Source organism: Lentzea jiangxiensis, assembly GCF_900104175.1.
In the GTDB taxonomy this organism is placed as follows: Bacteria; Actinomycetota; Actinomycetes; order Mycobacteriales; family Pseudonocardiaceae; genus Lentzea; species Lentzea jiangxiensis.
Genome location: NZ_FNIX01000001.1, coordinates 1,223,642 through 1,240,352, shown reverse-complemented (window position 1 = coordinate 1,240,352; position 16,711 = coordinate 1,223,642). Strand labels below are relative to the sequence as shown.

Below are 16,711 nucleotides of genomic sequence, written 5' to 3'. Positions count from 1 at the left end.
TTGGTGGGGGAAGGTGGAAACTGGTGGAGCGAACCCGATGCAGCCCGCAGGTGTGGGGCACTTAGCCGTGGTTTGACACACTGCGTGAAACGCTCACACGTCCGTGTTCCGGACACGGCTGCTGGAGGTTTAGTGACGCCGGGAAGCCCAAGTGCGAACAGCCACGCGCCGGTAGATCAGGTTCTGGGGGAGCTGCACGGCGCCGTCCAGCGGATCGCCGCCAACGTCGAACGGGTGCTCGTCGGCAAACCCGACGTCGTCCGTCTCGCCCTCGTGACGCTGCTCGCCGAAGGGCACCTGCTGGTCGAGGACGTGCCGGGAGTCGGCAAGACCTCGCTGGCGAAAGCGCTTGCCCGTTCGATCGACTGCACCGTGAGCCGCGTGCAGTTCACGCCGGACCTGTTGCCGAGCGACATCACCGGCTCGTCCATCTACAACCGGCAGGAGAACGACTTCGAGTTCCGGCCGGGACCGATCTTCGCAAACATCGTGGTCGGCGACGAGATCAACCGCGCCTCCCCCAAGACGCAGTCCGCGCTGCTGGAGTGCATGGAGGAGCACCAGGTCACGGTCGACGCCAACACGTACCCGCTGGGGTCTCCGTTCATGGTGATCGCGACGCAGAACCCCGTGGAGATGGAGGGCACCTACGCCCTGCCGGAGGCGCAGCGCGACAGGTTCACCGCGCGCGTGTCGATCGGCTACCCGGACCCGCAGGCCGAGCTCGCGATGGTCGACGAGCACGCGGGCCACAACCCGCTCGACGACCTGCGGCCCGTCTCGGACGCTGCGCAGATCCTGCGGCTGATCGAGGCCGTGCGCCGGGTGCACCTGTCCCCCGAGGTCCGCCGGTACGCCGTCGACCTGGTGTCGGCCACGCGCCGGCTGCCGGAGCTGCGGCTGGGCGCGTCCCCGCGGTCCACGCTGCACCTCGTCCGCGCCGCCCGCGCGCACGCGGCGCTCGCCGGTCGCGACTTCGTGGTGCCGGACGACATCCACGCGGTGTCGATCCCGGTGCTCGCCCACCGCCTGGTGCTGACCGCCGAGGCTCAGGCAGCCCGCCGGTCCCCCGCCGAGCTGATCAGGGCGCTGCTGCAGCGGGTCCCGGTACCGACGGCGGCACTCGACCCGAGCGCGGCGTTCGTCCGCAGCTTGAACAACAACAACGCAGGGACGCCACGCTGACGATGCGCACCGCACTCTCCGGTCTGACCACGCGCGGAAGATGCTTGCTGGCCGCGGGGTTCGCCGCCGGAGTGTGCGCCGCCGTGCTGAACGAGCGCGACCTGCTGCGGGTGGCGGCCTTCGTCATCGCGCTGCCGCTGCTGGCCGCGTGGCTCGCGACGAGGGCCAGGGTGGGGTTGCACGCCGCCCGGTACCTCGCTCCGAGCCGGGTGCCGGTCGGCGCCGCCTCCGAGGTGAAGCTCGACCTGCGCAGCACCGGCCGGCTGCCCACGGGCGGGCTGATGCTCGAGGACACGGTGCCGTACGCCCTGGGCGCGCGGCCGCGGTTCCTGGTGGAGCGGCTGCCCCGCAACACGCCCACGGCGTTGCGCTACCCGCTCAAGCCGGTGATGCGCGGCATCCAGCAGGTCGGCCCGCTGATGGCGCGGATCACCGACCCGTTCGGCCTCGCCGAGTTCGACCGCGAGCTCGCGGGCCGGTCGCGCCTGGTCGTGGTGCCCCGCGTCGTCCGGCTGGCCGGGCTGCCCGGCGGGTCCGGCATGGGCGCGGGCGACGACGGCTCGGTGCGGCTGCGCGCCGGTCAGGGCGAGGACGACGCGGTGGTGCGGCCCTACCGCCAGGGCGACGACCTGCGGAAGGTCCACTGGCGGTCGACGGCCCGGCGCGACGAGCTGATGGTGCGCGTCGAGGAACGCCCGTGGCGCGGCGGCACGACGGTGCTGCTCGACCACCGGGTGCACGCGCACCGTGGCAGCGGACCGACGGCCTCGCTCGAATGGGCGATCTCGTTCGTGGCGTCGATCTGCCTGCACCTGCACCACTTCGGCCACCAGGTCCGCCTGGTCGCCGAGGACGGGCGGGTGCTCGCGGGCGGGTCGGCCGACGGCGGGCACAGCGACCACGTGGTGCTGGACTCGCTCGCCGCGCTGCAGGGCTCGCACCGCCGTGAGCTGAGCGGCGGGATCGACCCCGGCGCGGGCCAGGAGGTCATCGCGGTGCTGGGCGGCGTGTCCCCCGCCTCGGTCGAGGAGCTCATCCGGTACCGGCCGCGCGGCATGCGCAGCCTGGCCGTGCTGCTCGACGTCAACGCGTGGTCCGGGGGCGCGGACGCCTCGGCACCCGACCCCGAGGACGTGCGGCGGATGCTGGCCGGCGCGGGCTGGGGCGTGACGATCGCGAAACCGTCCGCGTCGATGCAGCAGGTGTGGCAGGAGTTGTGCGCCTCGGCCGGCAACCGGGGTCCGTCGGTGCGCTCGGAGGTGGGCTGAGATGGGGAACCGTTCCGCTCCAGCGAGGGGCACCGAGCCCGAGTGGTTCACCTCGGCGACGCCGTGGATCGCCGCTCTGGCCGTGCTGTGCGCGTCGACCGCGCTGTCCGGGGTCATCGAGGGCGACCTGTGGCTCGTGCGCATCGGCGTGGTGATCGTCGCGATCACCGTGACCGGAGCGTTCCTGCGCGCGACCCGGCTGACGCCGCCCCTGGTGGCGATCGCCCAGGTCTTCGTGCTGTTGTGCCTGCTCACGGCGTTGCACACGCGGTCGGGCATCTTCCTGTTCATCCCCGGTCCCGAGGCGCTGGGCGACCTGGGCGACGTGCTCGCGGAGTCGGTGGCGCAGGTGCAGACCGGGGTGCCCCCGGTGCACGCGTCGCCCGCGATCCAGGCGCTCGTGGTGCTCGCGATCGGCCTGGTCGCGGTGCTGGTCGACACCCTCGCCGTGGCGGCGGGCGCTCCGGCGGCGTCCGGGCTGGTGCTGCTGTGCGTGTTCGCGGTGCCCGCGTCGCTGGCCGACGAGATGCTGCCGTTCTGGACGTTCGTGCTGGGAGCGGCCGCGTTCGCGATGCTGCTCGCGGTCGACGGCCAGCACCGGCACGAGGCCTGGCGCGGCCGGCTCGGGTCCGGGTCGGCGAGCGGGTCCGGCGGGTCGGCGACGACGGTGGCGAGCATCGCGATGGTGATCGCGCTGGTCGTCGGTGCCGGCTTCACGGTCGTCGGCACGGTCGGCAGGCTCCCCGGTGGCGGTTCCGGTGGCGGCGGCAAGGGCGGCATCGGGCTGAGCGAGATGACGTCGTTGCGCGGCATGCTCAACCGCGGCAGGCCCGCCGAGGTGTTCTACGTGCGCGGCCTGCCGGAGCAGACGTACATGCGGGCCTCGACGCTGGCGCAGTACGTGCCGAACAAGGGCTGGGAGCGCGGCACCCCGCCCGGCGGTCAGCCGGCGCGCGGTGAGCTCCCCCCGCAGGCGGGTGACCGCGGCGAGGGCAAGACGACGCGGATCAACATCGAGCCGCGCGACTGGCGGAGCTTCTGGCTGCCGACCTACGGCGCCGTGCGCCGCATCGACACCCCGGACGACGACTACCGCTTCGACGCCAAGAAGGGCGTCATCTACACCGAGCGGGAGCGCGAACCGGCGTCCTACGAGATCGACGCGGTCCTGTCGACGCCCACCAAGCAGGCGTTGCGGCTGGCGCCCTCGCAGAAGAACGCGGTCGAGTCCGAGTACTACAAGTTCGACGGCGTCGAGCAGGAGGTGGTCGACCTCGCGAACAGGGTCGTGGAGGGCGCCACCAACGACTTCGACAAGGCCGCCAAGCTGACCGAGTTCTTCAACAGCCCCACCACCGACTTCAAGTACGAGCTCAAGACGCAGGGCGACGTCAACAGGGACGCGCTGACCGACTTCGTGCTCAGGAGCAAGGTCGGCTACTGCGAGCAGTTCGCCTCCGCGATGGCCGTGATGGCGCGCGTGGTCGGCCTGCCCTCGCGCGTGGCGATCGGCTTCACCGCCGGTGTCGCCGCCGCGGACAACGCCTACCGGGTGATCAGCACGGACGACGCCCACGCGTGGGTCGAGATCTTCTTCCCGAACCACGGCTGGATGACCTTCGACCCGACCCCGATCTCCGACGGCCGCGGCGTCGTGCCGCCGTACCTGCGCGAGACCGCGCCGGGCGGCGAGGAGGTGCCGACCGCCGAGACGACGACCGAGTCGGTGGCGCCGTCCACGTCCGGCTCGGCCCAGGCGTCCGCCTCGCCCGACGGCGAGGACGGCGACCAGGGGCTGCCGCAGGCGCAGGCCGAAGGGCCGCCGCCGTGGCACCTGTGGACGCTCGGCGTGGTGCTGCTGCTGGCGGCGCTGCTGTCGGCGTTCCTGGTGCTGGCGCTGCTCGGCGTGATCGGCGCCGGTCTGCTGGGCGTGTCGTGGGCGCGCAAGCTGCTCATACCGGCGGTCGCCGGGTTGTGGCTGATAGGCGTGGGGCTCGCGGCGGCGTTGCTCTCGTGGTGGCTCGCGGCGGTGCTGGTGCTGGCGGGTGTCGTGCTGACACCGCTGCTGGTGCGCGGCGTGCGGCGGCGCAACCACCTGCACGCCGTGGCGGCGCTCGGTCCGGGGGCGGCCACGGCCGCGTGGAGCGAGCTCATTGCCGAGTCGATCGACCGCGGCGCGCCGGTGCCGGCGGCCGAGACGATCAGGACGGCCGCCCGCCGGTTGGCGCGCGAGCACAACCTGGACGAGGCGGGCAAGGACGGCCTGCGGTCCGTGATCGGGTCGATCGAACGGTCCTGGTACAGCGCGAACCCGGTCGCGGACCCGGGCCTGCCCGGTGCGCTGGCCGCGGTGCGGCAGTCGCTGAAGAAGAACGCCCCGCTGTCGTTGCGAGCGAGGCTGTTCCCGAAGTCGGTGCTCAAGCCCGCCACGGCGCCGGTGGCGGAGACGCCCGAGCGCGAGCCCGTCGGGGTCTGACGGCGAGTCGGGGAGGACAAAGCGATGGGCCCGCTCCCCTGCCGGGGGCGGGCCCATCGCACTTCAGCTTCGTCGGTCGGCTACTGCTCTTCGTCGAAGCGACGGCGGAAGCGCTCTTCCATCCGTTCGGAGAACGAGCTGCGGCTGCGCGCTGGCTTGCCGTCCTCCTGCGCTCCCTCGGCGACCTGGTCACCGCGACGCAACGTCGTCAGGGTGATGAGCGCACCGAAGAACATGAGCAGGAAGCCGAAGACGCTCACCACGGGAATGCTGGCGATCGAGAGCTGCGGCAGCATCACTCCGGTGATGAGCGCGGCCACGCCGACCACGAACAACACGATGCCCTGCACGCGGCGTCGCTTGGACGGCCGCCGCAACTTGGCGCCCCGTACGGTTGATGCGAACTTCGGGTCCTCGGCGTAGAGCGCGCGCTCGATCTGGTCGAGCAGTCGCTGCTCGTGCTCGGAGAGTGGCATCATTCCTCCTCCGGCACAGCGGTCGCGGGCGCCGGGTGTTCGCGGTTTCCGCCGAACCCGGCGGACGACCCACCCTGGGGACGTCACCTTCCAGGATACGAGTCGCGCGCCCCGGCGACTACCCAGTCGGCCGTCTCATGCGGTCTGTTCTGTCACCATCATCCTCCTGGGGCAGTGGTGAGGCCCTCGTGAGGCACCTCCGGAGCCTTGTGGCCTGCCGTTCACGTGCCGTTCGGCGGCGTGATCCGCCGGGGACAGCCCCGCTTGCTCGGATCAGCCGCATGACCCAACTCATCGTCAACGGCGCCGCCGAGCAGGGCCTGACCGGCTGGCTCACGATCGCGGGTGCCCCGGTCGTGCTGCGGTACGACACCGGCCAGGGCTATCCGGGTCCCGGCGACCCCGGGCCGGCGGAGCGCGGCGCGGCGTTCTTCGGCGGCGGCGACACGCCTCTGAGCACCTTGCGACAGAGCGTGACGCTGCCGCGGCGCGCGTCTCGTTTCGCGGTCTCCGCCTGGCTCGGCGGCTACGCCTCGCAACAGGACGGCGCCCGTCTGTCGGTCGAGTTCCTCGACGCGGGCGGCACACCGCGCGGCCTGGTGGTGCTCGGCCCGGTGACCGCCGAGGAGCGCTCGGGCCGCACCGGCCTCTTCGAGCGCACCGCGAGCGGCACCGTGCCGCCGGGCAGCCGCACCGCCGTGGTGACGCTGCAGATGACCCGATCCGGTGGCGGCACGTCGAACGACGGCTACGCGGACAACATCTCGTTCACGGTGGAGGCCCGCTGATGCTGAACCGACGTGATCTCCTCCGAGCCGCGGCCGCCGCCGGCGCTCTTGGCACCGTGTGGCCGCTTTCCGCCGGTTTGTCGCCCGCACAGGCGCACGCCGCCGCACTGGACCTCGGCGCCTCGTGGGACGCCGCGCCGTTCACCCTGGGCGTCGGCTCCGGGGACCCGTTGCCCGACAGCGTGGTCCTGTGGACGCGGCTCGCGCCGGAACCGCTGGCGTTCGAGCAGCCGCTGCCCGAGATCGTCGAGGTCGAATGGACCGTGGCCCTGGACCGGACGATGCGCTCACGCGTCGCTTCGGGCACCATCGCCGCGTCGAACCTGTTGGGGCACAGCGTGCACGTGCCGGTCCACGGGCTCCGTGCCGGTCGCACCTACTACTACCAGTTCTCGGCGCTCGGCAAGCGTTCGCGCGTCGGCCGCACCCGCACGGCACCCGTCGGCCCGGTCTCGAAGGTGCGCTTCGCGACGGCGAACTGCCAGGCGTTCCACGACGGCTTCTACGCGGCCCACCGCGGCATCGCCCAGGAGAACCTCGACTTCGTCGTGCACCTCGGCGACTACATCTACGAACACGGCCAGGTCGGCGGCGCGCACGTGCGCGACCACGAGGGCCCCGCCGCGCTGTCCCTGGCGGACTACCGCCGCCGCCACGCCCTCTACAAGGGCGACCCGTCGTTGCGCGACGCCCACGCCGCCCACCCGTTCTACCTGACCTGGGACGACCACGAGGTCGTCAACGACTACAGCGGCACCGAGGGCGCCGCACCGTTCGTGAAGCGCCGAGCCGCCGCCTACCAGGCCTGGTACGAACACCTCCCCATCCGCTCGGGCAGCGCACTGGAACCGCGGATCCACCGCCGCCGCGAGTGGGGCTCCCTGCTCGACCTGACCGTGCTGGACCTGCGCCAGCACCGCTCGGCGCAGAACCTCGCCAACGGCACGATCCTCGGCGCCGAACAGAAGAAGTGGCTGCTCGACGGCATCTCCGGCGCCCGAGAAGCCTGGCAGGTGTGGATCAACTCGATCATGCTCTCCCAACTCGCCCGCCCCGGCGGCGGCTACTACTTCACCGACCAGTGGGACGGCTACCTGTCCGAACGCCGCGAGGTGCTCGGCCACGTCGCCACCACGGGCTTGGAGGACCTGGTCGTCCTGACCGGCGACTGGCACTCGGCGTTCGTGGACGACATCCGCCCGGACTTCGACGACCTCTCGTCACCGGTGATCGGCACGGAGTTCACCGCGCACTCGATCACCTCCAGCGCCTACTCGCCGGAGTGGAACGCGGCGAACGGACCGGTGATGGGCGCGGCCAACCCGCACCTGAAGTACTTCGAGGGCAACAGGTACGGCTACGACGTGTACGAGGTGACGCCGCGGCGGTTCACCACGCACATGAGGGTGATCGGGGATCGGCGGGACGCTGCTTCGCCGGTCACGACGTTGACGACCTTTCACGTGGATCGGGGGAAGGCGGGGAGCTTCGAGGACCCGGCGACTGCTGGGTCTCCGGCTCAGTACCGGCGTCCTTGAGGTAGGTGGGCGGGCGCGGGCAGGCCTGGGCAGGCGGGCTCGGGCGGCCTGCCCGCGCCTGGGTTCGCCGCTGCGGTTGGGTTCACGGCTGTCGGTGTGGCTGCGGCTGCGGCCGCGGAAAGTGTCGGACTCGCTGACCAAGCCTGAGCTGATCGATGGTGTGGGGATCGAGCGGTCCGGAGATCGAACGATCCGTTAAGCAGGTCGCGTGGCTGGTGAGCGGGCTGGCCACCCAGGTGCACCGGTGCCGGGTGGCGGGCGCGGCTGTCAGCCGATGGGGAGCGGGGTGCGTGGGGCCGGGAGGCGGCGGTCCATCACCGCCAGTTCCAGTTGGCGGGCCGGGGAGTCGCCCAGCAGTGTGCGGGCCAGGGTGGTGCCCTTGCGCGGGGCGAGGGCCAGTTCGGCTCGCAAGGCCTGGATGCCCACGAAGTGCGCCACCTCGTCGAGGATCGCCTTGGTGTCCGGGATGGAGCGGGTGCGGCGGATGGCGTCCACCGCGGCTCGTTCGAGGGGTGCCACGTGGAAGCCTCGGCGCAGGGCCGGTCTGGGGAGCCGGTCCGTTCGTTCCAGGCGCAGGGCTGCGTGGCCGCATGCTCTGGAGTGGCGTGGGGCCAGGACGTGGATCGCGTCCGCCGAAGGCAGGACGGCCCTCATGCCGTGCAGGTAGAGGGCGTCGAAGGCGGTCAGCATGGCGCCTTCGCCCGCGTAGAGGAGGGCTGCCTGGACCAGTTGTTCGCGGGAGGGGCCCGCCCTCGACAGCAGGAAGATGCTCGGGAACAGGCGTTGCCAGGGGCCGCCGGGACGGCAGCGCTGGTCGATCAGGGACGCGGACAGTCCGATGTGGAGCAGTGCGGCCACGGGGGCCACGCGGTGGACGAAGAGGGTGCCCAGGGCTTCCAGGTCGATGGGGTGGCGCATGGGTCCAGCTTGGGGCCGGGCGAGGTGGGGGTGGTGGGGTGGGCGGGAAGCTGTGGACAACTTCCGGGTTGTGGACAGGTCGCGATCACTCGGGCTTCGGTTCGAAGTCGGCCGTCCTTTCCGGACTCTTGCGCAGCAGGGAGGCCGGGCGGACCGCCAGCGAGCCGAAGCGGGAACGGGCCTGGTCAGCGGCTTGGTCGGCTTCGCGCCAGCCGTTCTCGGGGGCGTCGAAGACCAACTGCTGGGCGGAGTCGGCGTTGTCAAGACCTTCTACCCGGACGCCGATCAGGCGGACCGCTCCCGGCGGGACCTGGGTGTCGAGCAGCTCGGTGGCGACGCGGTAGATCTCCTGCGTCACGTCCGTCGCGACCGGCAGCGTGCGGGAGCGGGTGATCGTCGAGAAGTCGGAGAAGCGGACTTTGATCGACACCGTCCGGCCGCGCAAACCCTTGGCGCGCAACGAACCCGCCGAACGCTCCGACAGGCGCAGCAACTCGCGGCGCAGCACGGCGCGGTCCAGGTGGTCGACCTCGAACGTCTCCTCGGCGCCGATCGACTTCTCCCGCGTCACCGGCTCCACCGCGCGGTCGTCGACGCCGGAGGCCAGGGCGTGCAGGTGTTCCGCCAGTGCGACGCCGATCATGCGGCGCAGTCGCGGCAACGGCGTGGCCGCGACCTGGGCGACCGACTCCAGGCCCAGTTCCCCGAGGCGCGCAGCGGTTTTCGCCCCGACGCCCCACAGCGCGGACACCGGCAGCGAGTGCAGGAACTCCAGGGCGGACGCGGTCGGCACGACCATCATGCCGTCGGGCTTGCACATCCCCGAGGCGAGCTTCGCGAGGAACTTCGTCGACGCCACACCGACCGAACACGACACACCGTGATCAGCGAACACGCGAGACCTGATCAGTTCGCCCACACCGCCCGGCGTCAGGCCGAGCCGGCGAAGGGCGCCACCGACGTCGAGGAAGGCCTCGTCCAACGACAGCGGCTCGACCAGTGGCGTGATGTCGCGGAAGATCGCCATGACCCCGCGCGAGACCTCCTGGTAGAGGTCGAACTGCGGTGGCAGGTACACGGCGTGAGGCGCCAACCGGCGAGCATGCGCCGTGGGCATCGCGGAACGCACGCCCAGCTCACGCGCGATGTAGTTGGCCGAGCACACGACACCACGCCCGCCCACGCCACCTACGACGACAGGCACGGACTCGAGCTCAGGGCGTTCACGGATCTCCACCGACGCGTAGAAGGCGTCCATGTCGACGTGCAGCATCCGGCAGCCCGTGTCGTCAGGCCACACACCGTCACGCGCACGGAACCGGTCACGCAGGCCGCGTGGCAGGTTCGCACTGCGACCCATGAACACCCCTCTCGAACGCCAGTTCGAGGCGAATCCTACAGTTTGTACACACGCGCCGCGTTCTCCGAGGCGATCAGTCGCGCGATCCGGTGTGCGTCCTCTTCCACGAACGCATCGCGACGCAGCCCATCGGACAGGAAGTCCGACAACGCGCGCCGGAACATCAACGCGCCGAGGTAGTACAGCTCGGGCAGGGCGAACGCATCGGTCGAAAACAGGAACTTGCCGTACGGCACGATCTCCAACGCCTCCGCGAACACCCGTGACGCCTGGTGCCCCAACCCGTGCGTCGCCAGCCCGAGATCGCAGAACACGTGCGGGAACACCTGCGCGAGGTATCCGGCCTGGCGGTGGAACGGGTAGTTGTGCAACAACAACACAGGCACACCGAGCGATGCGGTCGCACGCAGGAACGGTGTCAGCAACGACGGATCGCACAAGTGCAGATCGAGGTCCGAATCGCCGTACCCCACGTGGAACTGCAACGGCAGCCCCGCGGACAAGGCCTCCCAAGCCAGCCAGGTGATCACCACCGGGTCCGCCAGCCGCCCCGACGACCACGCCGCCACCGCCCGCACCACGTCCGCGTCGGCGGGCCGCTCACCCGGCAGCCCGAGCCCGATCCGGTACGCCGCAACGGATTTGGCACCCACCGCGGACGACGAGGCCAGTCGCGCCCGGACAGCGGGCACGAACTCGGCAGCGGAGGCGGAAGGCCGCAACGACTCGGCCAGCGCCTCCAGCCGCACGACCTCGTGCGCGACTCCCCCTCCCAGCGACGCCAGCTCGGCGGCCGACAACAGCCGGTCGGCCTGGAACCCGCCGTCGACGAGGAAGGTGTGGATCCCGGACGCCATCAGGAACGTCCGCGACACCTCGGCGATGTGCAGCGAGTTCCGCCGTTCGAGGTACTCCTCCGCCGACGCGTGCCGCGGCAGGTCCAGCAACGGCGCACACCACCGCCGCACCGCGAACCCGACCGCCGAGTCGAAGAACGACCCGCCGAGCGGGGCCACCGCATCGGCCTCCAACAGCAACGACTCGAACTCCTCACGAGTGCTGTCGGTCCGCAGCACGCCGTGGCAGTGGTGGTCGACCAGCCCGAGTTCGGCGACGAACGGCAAGGTGCCCATAGCCTTAGGATCGTGGACTCAGCGGAGCGGGACCAGCGGTTCGACCGGGCGACGGAACTCTTCGACGGGCTCAACGCGAGGGACGTGAGCGTCGTGGCGCTCACCTGGGTCGACAACAGCGGCATCACGCGCGCGAAGTCCGTGCCGCTGCGCAAGCTCGCCCACGCGGCGGCGCACGGCGTGGGCGCGTCACCGGTGTTCGACGTCTTCCTGTTCGACGACTGGATCATCCAGGGCCGGTTCGCGGGCGGCCCGGTCGGCGACCTGCGGCTGCACCCGGACCTCGACCGCCTCACGGTGCTCGCGGGCCAGCCGGGCTGGGCCTGGGCGCCCGCCGACCGCCATTTCCAGAACGGCGTTCCCTACCCGATGGACCAGCGGCTGCAGGCCCGCAGGGCCGTCGAGAACCTCGCGGCGAAGGGCTTCACCGCCCGGGCGGGCTTCGAGGTCGAGTGGTGCGTCGGCAAAGCCGGCACCGACGACTGGGTGCCCGCGACCAGCGGCTCGGCCTACGGCCACGCCCGCCAGGTCGAGCTGTCCGACTACTGCGTCGACCTCCTGCGGGCGCTGGACCAGCAGGACGTCGAGGTCCTCCAGTTCCACCCGGAGTACGCCGCCGGCCAGTTCGAGGTCTCCACCGCGCCGGAGGACCCGGTGAACGCCGCCGACACCGCGGTCCTGGTCAAGGAGACCGTCCGCGCCGTCACGGTCCGGCACGGCCTGCGCCCCTCGTTCTCCCCCAAGGTCGTCAACGGCGGCGTCGGCAACGGCGGTCACCTGCACCTGAGCCTCTGGCGCGGCGGCACGAACCTCTTCGACGGCTTCCAGGACGAGGCCAGGCAGTTCAGCGCGGGCGTGCTCAACCACATCCGCGCGTTGTGCGCGATCGGCTGTCCCTCTCTCGCGAGCTACCTCAGGCTCGTGCCGCACACGTGGTCGGCACCGTTCGCGGCGTGGGGCGAGGAGAACCGCGAGACGGCGCTACGCCTGGTCCAGGACAACCTGGAGATCAAGTGCTTCGACCTGACCGCGAACCCGTACCTGGTCGTCGCGGGTGTGATCGCGGCCGGGCTGGACGGCATCGCCACCGGGGCCCCGCTGCCCGAAGGTCTGAACGTCGACCCCGCGCTGCTCGAGAACGTTCCGCGCCTGCCCACGTCGCTCAGGGAAGCCGTCGACGAGTTCGAGAAGGACGCCGTGCTCACCGAGGCGTTCGGCCAGGAGCTGGCCGGCACGATCGCGGACGTGCGGCGCGGCGAGATGGAGCGGTACAAGGACGCGAGCCCGCAGGGGATCGCCAACGTCACCCGCTGGTGTCACTGATCTCCTTGCGCAGCCGGTTCAGGGCCCGGTGCTGAGCCACGCGCACGGCACCGGGCGTCGAACCGACCGCCTCGGCCGTCTCCTCCGCCGACAGACCCACCACCACACGCAGCACAACGATCTCGCGCTGCTTCTCGGGCAGTACGCGCAGAAGCACCGCCATCTGATCGGAAAGCTCTCCCTGCATCGCCCGCTGCTCGGGGCCCGCCGCGGTGTCCATCGACTCGGGCAGCTCCGGCACCGCCTCGGCGCGGTTGCGCGAGAAGCTGCGGAACGAGTCCGCCACCTTGTGCGCCGCGATGCCGTAGACGAACGCCAGGAACGGCCTTCCCTGGTCGCGGTAGGACGGCAGCGAGGTCAGCACGGCCAGGCACACGTCTTGAGCGACGTCGTCCGCCGACGCGAACGAGCCGACGCGCGCACGGCAGTACCGGACGATCAACGGCCGGATGGTGCCCAACAGCCGTTCGATGGCGACTTTGTCACCGGCGACAGCGCGCGCAACGTGGTCGTCAGCGGTGTCCGGACGGCCTGAGTAGTACGAGGGCGCGGGCGGGTCGACCGGCTCCCGGTCACCGCCCCCCGTGCGCTCGACCAGCGCGTCGACCGTGCTCGGGGAGGCGGACACCGGGCCGCCGACGGAGGAGCGCTGGACGACCTCCGCGGGGACCTTCCGGTGCAGGCCGGGCGTGAACTCCACGCAGATCACCGTTCCTCTTCTGGACGCCGGCGCACCGCGAGACGTGCCCGCCGGATCCGTCCTTCGACCGCGCGCGGGGTGAGCCTGAGCAGCTCGGCGATCTCCGCATGCGAATAGCCCTGGTCATGGAGGAAGAGCAACCGCCTGCTGTCCTCGCTCAGCGCGGCGAACACGGCGTTCACCGCGTGCTGCTCGACGACGGCGTCCTCGGGGTTCCCCTCGGTGACGACGTTCTCGAGCGAGGCGAGGGTGTCGACCAGCCGCACGTCCTGCCAGCCGTTCACCCGCGTCTGCCAGCGGCGGTAGACGTTCGGGAACGCGAGCACGCAGGCGTTGACGAAGTACTCCCGCAACGGCAGGCCCTGCTCGACCGTCCACTCCCTGCCGAGAACCCCCCGGTCCCGGAAGTAGACGAACCCCTCGTACACCGCGTCGCTCGCCAGTTCTTCCGCCTCCTGCGGCGGGATCTCCTGGCGGTGCAGGTACCGGCCCTGCTGACCGCACCGGGAGAACATCGCACCCGACCGCACGAGCTTCGCAACGATCCCGAGACCGAGCCCGAGAAGCTGACGGTGGAACTGGTCCCAGCGCGGCCCGGTCAGCCCCGACTCGCGGAAGTGCTGCACCAGCACCCCGTCCATGCGCAGCCGCTCGGCGGCAAGCGCGGAGTCCGAACTTCCCATGCCCCCTGGTCCTTATGTCGGTGTCTTCCTACCTCTGGGTATGTCGTTTGGGTACGTCCACCCCACGTACTCCGCACGACTGGTCGCAAATGCAAACGAATGTCACCCGATCGGGACACTCAGTGCCGCGATTTCCTTGCGCAGACGACCGAGCGCGCGGTGCTGTGCGACGCGAACGGCGCCGGGAGTCGACCCCACCGCCTCCGCGGTCTCCTCGGCCGACAAACCCACCACGACGCGCAGCACGAGGATCTCGCGCTGCTTGGCGGGGAGGACGTGCAAGAGCCGTCCGAGGGTGCCGTTCAGCTCGTCCTGGAGGACGAACTCCTCCGGCCCGAAGCCGCGCACGACCTGATCGGGCACGTCCGCGACCGGCTCCGCACGGTTACGAGCCAGCGCCCGGTGCGCGTCGGCGACCTTGTGCGCCGCGATGCCGTAGACGAATGCCAGGAACGGCCTGCCCTGCTCCCGGTAGTTCGGGAGAGCCGTCAGCACGGCCAGGCACACCTCCTGCGCGACGTCGTCCGCAGTTGTCGCGGAGCGCCCCACACGCGCGCGACAGTACTTCACCACCAGCGGTCGAATGTGGCGAAGCAGCAGATCAGTGGCCTTGCGGTCACCCTGCACGGCCATGCTGACCAGCTCTGCGGTTGAAGCCGAACTCTCCATCCGAAGCGTCCCCTCGTCGACGTCCCGGAGAGGAGACGTGCGACGCGTCACTCCTTATGCGGAAAGTAGGGATAAGTTCCAAACGTCACCCGTTTGCAGCAACGAGCAGCGGTTGGTAATAGGCACGGAGCAACCACTCCACGCAATCGAAACCGGCTCGTTCCGCCAAGTCGGTGATTTCGTGACGGGTGATCGCCCAATATCGTGCCTTGCCCACCACGACTCGCCATGACTCCGTTTCGTGCAGTTGGAACATCTCCAGCTCGTACCGGTCGCCGTCCCAGTGCCAGAGCTGGAACCACACGACCCGGCCCGGTCCGACCGACGGCGGTGTCGACAACGGCCGTTCCCGCCGGATCGCGTCGTAGTCGCGCGTCGAGAGGACGAGCCTGCCGCCGGGCCGCAGCACGCGCCGCATCTCCCGCAACGCCGCCAGCACGTCGTCCGCGGTCAGCAGGTGCGGCAGGGCGTTGTCCGCGGCGAGCACGACGTCGAACGAGTCATCGGCGAACGGCAACGCCCGCATGTCCGCGGCGAACGTGGGCAACGCGACGCCACGCGCAGAGGCCTCTACAACGGCCCGAGAGGCCGCCCTGGGGCTCAGATCAGTGCCCACGACCTGATAGCCGCGCAAAGCCAAACCGATCGCCTGCGTGCCGATACCGCACGCACAGTCGAGAACGCGCGCGCCCGCCGGGATGAACTCCGCGAGTTGCGACGCCTGCCGGGCCATCGACGCGTCCCAGTCCGGGAACATGAGGTCGTAGGCCCCGGACAGGTCGTCGTAGAAGGCACCGGTCAAATCAGCTCCTCGACCCCCGCGGAGGTCCGCAGTTTCGCCAGCGCGCGGTGCTGGGCCACCCGCACGGCTCCCGGCGTCGAGCCGGTCGCCTCGGCGGTCTCCTCCGCCGTCAGGCCGACCACGACCCGCAGCAGCAGGATCTCGCGCTGCTTGTCCGGCAGGCTCCTCAGCAACTGGCCGAGCCGGACCGAGAGCGAGCCGAGCAGCGCGTTCTCCTCCGGGTCGACGGCGAGCGACGGCCCGTCCGGCACCTCGGCGACGGGTTCGGACCGGTTGCGCGCCGAGACGCGATGGGCGTCCGCGACCTTGTGCGCGGCGATGCCGTAGACGAACGCCAGGAAAGGTCTTCCCTGCTCGCGGTAGGTGGGCAGTGCCGTCAGCACCGCCAGGCACACCTCCTGCGCCACGTCGTCAGCCGACGCGTACGCCCTTTCATTGCGTCCAACGCGCGCACGGCAGTACCGGGCGACGAGCGGACGCACGGAGGCCAGCAGCCGTTCCACGGCGGGCCGATCACCCGCAACGGCCTCGTTGACCAAGGAGGCCAGCAGGTCGGAACTTTCCATCGCGTCGGTTCCCTACGTCGGCAGCGGAGTCATCATCTTTCGCCGCCGCGTCGTTTGGGACCACTCAGGGGGACATAACTGTCCCGAATGCAAACGCTGTCAGGCGGTTCGGCGGGCGAGGACGTGCAGCCGGGCGGCGACGTCCCGGAGCGGGGACCGCGTGGCGGCGGCCAGTTCCAGCTCGGCGAGGGCGTCGGCAGCACCCGGATTGGTGTCCAGCACCACACCTGGTACGAGGTCTGAGACAATGCCATGTCCCTGCAGGAGCTCGACGGACAGCCCCGCCTCGAGGACGAGTTTCTCGAGACCTGGGACGTCGAACCGGCGCTGCAACGGGTCGCGCGTGCCCGCGAGCTGGCCGGCGTCGTCGTCCAGCAACCTGCGCGCGTCGACGATGCGACCGGCGATCGCGCGGTGCAGGATCGCCGCGAACCGGTTCGCGACCAGCACGGACACCGCCCCGCCGGGGGCGACGGCGGCAGCCAGCGAGGACAGCGCCGCCGGGGCGTCGTCCACGACCTCCAGCAGCCCGTGCGCGAGCACCAGATCGGCCTCACCAGCGGAAACACCGAGCGAGTCGGTGTCGCCCTGGACCGCGTTGATCGTCACGCCCGCCTCGCGCGCACGCGTGTGCAGCGTGGCCAGCGCGTTCGGGGAGGGCTCCACGACCGTGACCGCGCAGCCCGCCGCGGCGAGGGGCACGGCCCAGACACCGCTGCCGCCTCCGACGTCGAGCACGCGGGGCGGTTCTCCACCCCTGCGCTCCCGCGCGGCGGCCAGTTCGGCGTCGAGCACCCTGTGTACGGCGTCCGGTCGCATGGCCTAC

At 71.0% G+C, this 16,711-nt stretch carries 16 protein-coding genes; 6 read left to right on the top strand and 10 right to left on the bottom strand.

Features of this window, described 5'->3' with window-relative positions; all coding sequences use genetic code 11:
- Positions 1-132: 132 nt before the first annotated feature.
- The 3 genes from BLQ91_RS06165 to BLQ91_RS06155 are packed head-to-tail and all read left to right on the top strand — an operon-like array spanning position 133 to position 4,929.
- The gene (locus BLQ91_RS06165) at positions 133-1,185 is read left to right on the top strand and encodes an AAA family ATPase (protein ID WP_425412428.1); all 1,053 of its coding nucleotides are present in this window, start codon (positions 133-135) and stop codon (positions 1,183-1,185) included.
- 2 nt (positions 1,186-1,187) lie between these two features.
- Complete coding sequence (locus BLQ91_RS06160; protein ID WP_090095611.1) at positions 1,188-2,453, top strand: DUF58 domain-containing protein; 1,266 nt, start codon at positions 1,188-1,190, stop codon at positions 2,451-2,453.
- A gap of 1 nt (position 2,454) precedes the next feature.
- Positions 2,455-4,929: a transglutaminase TgpA family protein gene (locus BLQ91_RS06155; RefSeq protein ID WP_090095610.1), complete on the top strand. Its 2,475-nt coding sequence runs from the start codon at positions 2,455-2,457 to the stop codon at positions 4,927-4,929.
- Positions 4,930-5,009: 80 nt separating this feature from the next.
- Here BLQ91_RS06155 and BLQ91_RS06150 read toward each other — a convergent pair whose 3' ends face one another.
- The gene (locus BLQ91_RS06150; protein ID WP_090073948.1) at positions 5,010-5,405 is read right to left on the bottom strand and encodes a DUF3040 domain-containing protein; all 396 of its coding nucleotides are present in this window, start codon (positions 5,403-5,405) and stop codon (positions 5,010-5,012) included.
- Positions 5,406-5,686: 281 nt separating this feature from the next.
- Here BLQ91_RS06150 and BLQ91_RS06145 point away from each other — a divergent pair, with 281 nt between their 5' ends.
- Positions 5,687-6,193, top strand: coding sequence for a phosphoesterase (locus BLQ91_RS06145; protein ID WP_090095609.1), 507 nt, complete (start codon positions 5,687-5,689; stop codon positions 6,191-6,193).
- Positions 6,193-7,731 carry an alkaline phosphatase D family protein gene (locus BLQ91_RS06140; RefSeq protein WP_245733155.1) on the top strand — a complete coding sequence of 513 codons (1,539 nt, stop codon included), beginning with the start codon at positions 6,193-6,195 and terminating at the stop codon, positions 7,729-7,731. The genes BLQ91_RS06145 and BLQ91_RS06140 overlap by 1 nt, the downstream gene beginning before the upstream one ends.
- 267 nt (positions 7,732-7,998) lie before the next feature.
- On the opposite strand, the gene BLQ91_RS06135 is transcribed toward BLQ91_RS06140, so the two are convergent.
- The 3 genes from BLQ91_RS06135 to BLQ91_RS06125 all read right to left on the bottom strand — a co-directional run bounded on the left by BLQ91_RS06135 (position 7,999) and on the right by BLQ91_RS06125 (position 11,142).
- On the bottom strand, positions 7,999-8,649 hold the full coding sequence (locus BLQ91_RS06135; protein ID WP_090095607.1) for a hypothetical protein: 651 nt from the start codon (positions 8,647-8,649) through the stop codon (positions 7,999-8,001).
- Between the two features lie 85 nt (positions 8,650-8,734).
- Positions 8,735-10,009 (bottom strand): DNA polymerase IV, encoded by a 1,275-nt coding sequence (dinB, locus tag BLQ91_RS06130; protein ID WP_090096029.1) that lies wholly within the window; start codon positions 10,007-10,009, stop codon positions 8,735-8,737.
- A gap of 35 nt (positions 10,010-10,044) precedes the next feature.
- Positions 10,045-11,142 (bottom strand): amidohydrolase family protein, encoded by a 1,098-nt coding sequence (locus BLQ91_RS06125; RefSeq protein WP_090095606.1) that lies wholly within the window; start codon positions 11,140-11,142, stop codon positions 10,045-10,047.
- 12 nt (positions 11,143-11,154) lie between these two features.
- Here BLQ91_RS06125 and BLQ91_RS06120 point away from each other — a divergent pair, with 12 nt between their 5' ends.
- The gene (locus BLQ91_RS06120; protein ID WP_090095605.1) at positions 11,155-12,465 is read left to right on the top strand and encodes a type I glutamate--ammonia ligase; all 1,311 of its coding nucleotides are present in this window, start codon (positions 11,155-11,157) and stop codon (positions 12,463-12,465) included.
- Here the strand turns inward: BLQ91_RS06120 and shbA are convergent.
- From shbA to BLQ91_RS06090, 6 genes are all read right to left on the bottom strand, one after another.
- Positions 12,446-12,937 (bottom strand): RNA polymerase sigma factor ShbA, encoded by a 492-nt coding sequence (gene shbA, locus BLQ91_RS06115; protein WP_245733232.1) that lies wholly within the window; start codon positions 12,935-12,937, stop codon positions 12,446-12,448. The genes BLQ91_RS06120 and shbA overlap by 20 nt on opposite strands.
- Positions 12,938-13,170: 233 nt before the next feature.
- A complete protein-coding gene (locus BLQ91_RS06110; protein ID WP_090095604.1) occupies positions 13,171-13,848 on the bottom strand; it encodes an RNA polymerase sigma factor in 678 nt (225 codons plus the stop codon).
- A 102-nt stretch (positions 13,849-13,950) separates the two neighbouring features.
- Positions 13,951-14,517, bottom strand: a complete 567-nt coding sequence (locus BLQ91_RS06105; RefSeq protein ID WP_090095603.1) for a sigma-70 family RNA polymerase sigma factor — start codon at positions 14,515-14,517, stop codon at positions 13,951-13,953.
- Between the two features lie 85 nt (positions 14,518-14,602).
- Positions 14,603-15,319, bottom strand: a complete 717-nt coding sequence (locus BLQ91_RS06100; protein ID WP_218130157.1) for a class I SAM-dependent methyltransferase — start codon at positions 15,317-15,319, stop codon at positions 14,603-14,605.
- Positions 15,316-15,885, bottom strand: a complete 570-nt coding sequence (locus BLQ91_RS06095) for a sigma-70 family RNA polymerase sigma factor (protein WP_090095602.1) — start codon at positions 15,883-15,885, stop codon at positions 15,316-15,318. The genes BLQ91_RS06100 and BLQ91_RS06095 overlap by 4 nt, the downstream gene beginning before the upstream one ends.
- 99 nt (positions 15,886-15,984) lie before the next feature.
- Positions 15,985-16,704, bottom strand: coding sequence for a class I SAM-dependent methyltransferase (locus tag BLQ91_RS06090; protein WP_090095601.1), 720 nt, complete (start codon positions 16,702-16,704; stop codon positions 15,985-15,987).
- Positions 16,705-16,711: the final 7 nt, after the last annotated feature.

Bases quoted from the DNA above. Each gene is read 5' to 3' on its own strand.
- BLQ91_RS06160 (WP_090095611.1), top strand. From the start codon at position 1,188: ATGCGCACCGCACTCTCCGGTCTGACCACGCGCGGAAGATGCTTGCTG.
- BLQ91_RS06155 (WP_090095610.1), top strand. From the start codon at position 2,455: ATGGGGAACCGTTCCGCTCCAGCGAGGGGCACCGAGCCCGAGTGGTTC.
- BLQ91_RS06150 (WP_090073948.1), bottom strand. From the start codon at position 5,405: ATGCCACTCTCCGAGCACGAGCAGCGACTGCTCGACCAGATCGAGCGC.
- BLQ91_RS06145 (WP_090095609.1), top strand. From the start codon at position 5,687: ATGACCCAACTCATCGTCAACGGCGCCGCCGAGCAGGGCCTGACCGGC.
- BLQ91_RS06140 (WP_245733155.1), top strand. From the start codon at position 6,193: ATGCTGAACCGACGTGATCTCCTCCGAGCCGCGGCCGCCGCCGGCGCT.
- BLQ91_RS06135 (WP_090095607.1), bottom strand. From the start codon at position 8,649: ATGCGCCACCCCATCGACCTGGAAGCCCTGGGCACCCTCTTCGTCCAC.
- dinB (WP_090096029.1), bottom strand. From the start codon at position 10,009: ATGGGTCGCAGTGCGAACCTGCCACGCGGCCTGCGTGACCGGTTCCGT.
- BLQ91_RS06125 (WP_090095606.1), bottom strand. From the start codon at position 11,142: ATGGGCACCTTGCCGTTCGTCGCCGAACTCGGGCTGGTCGACCACCAC.
- BLQ91_RS06110 (WP_090095604.1), bottom strand. From the start codon at position 13,848: ATGGGAAGTTCGGACTCCGCGCTTGCCGCCGAGCGGCTGCGCATGGAC.
- BLQ91_RS06105 (WP_090095603.1), bottom strand. From the start codon at position 14,517: ATGGAGAGTTCGGCTTCAACCGCAGAGCTGGTCAGCATGGCCGTGCAG.
- BLQ91_RS06095 (WP_090095602.1), bottom strand. From the start codon at position 15,885: ATGGAAAGTTCCGACCTGCTGGCCTCCTTGGTCAACGAGGCCGTTGCG.
- BLQ91_RS06090 (WP_090095601.1), bottom strand. From the start codon at position 16,704: ATGCGACCGGACGCCGTACACAGGGTGCTCGACGCCGAACTGGCCGCC.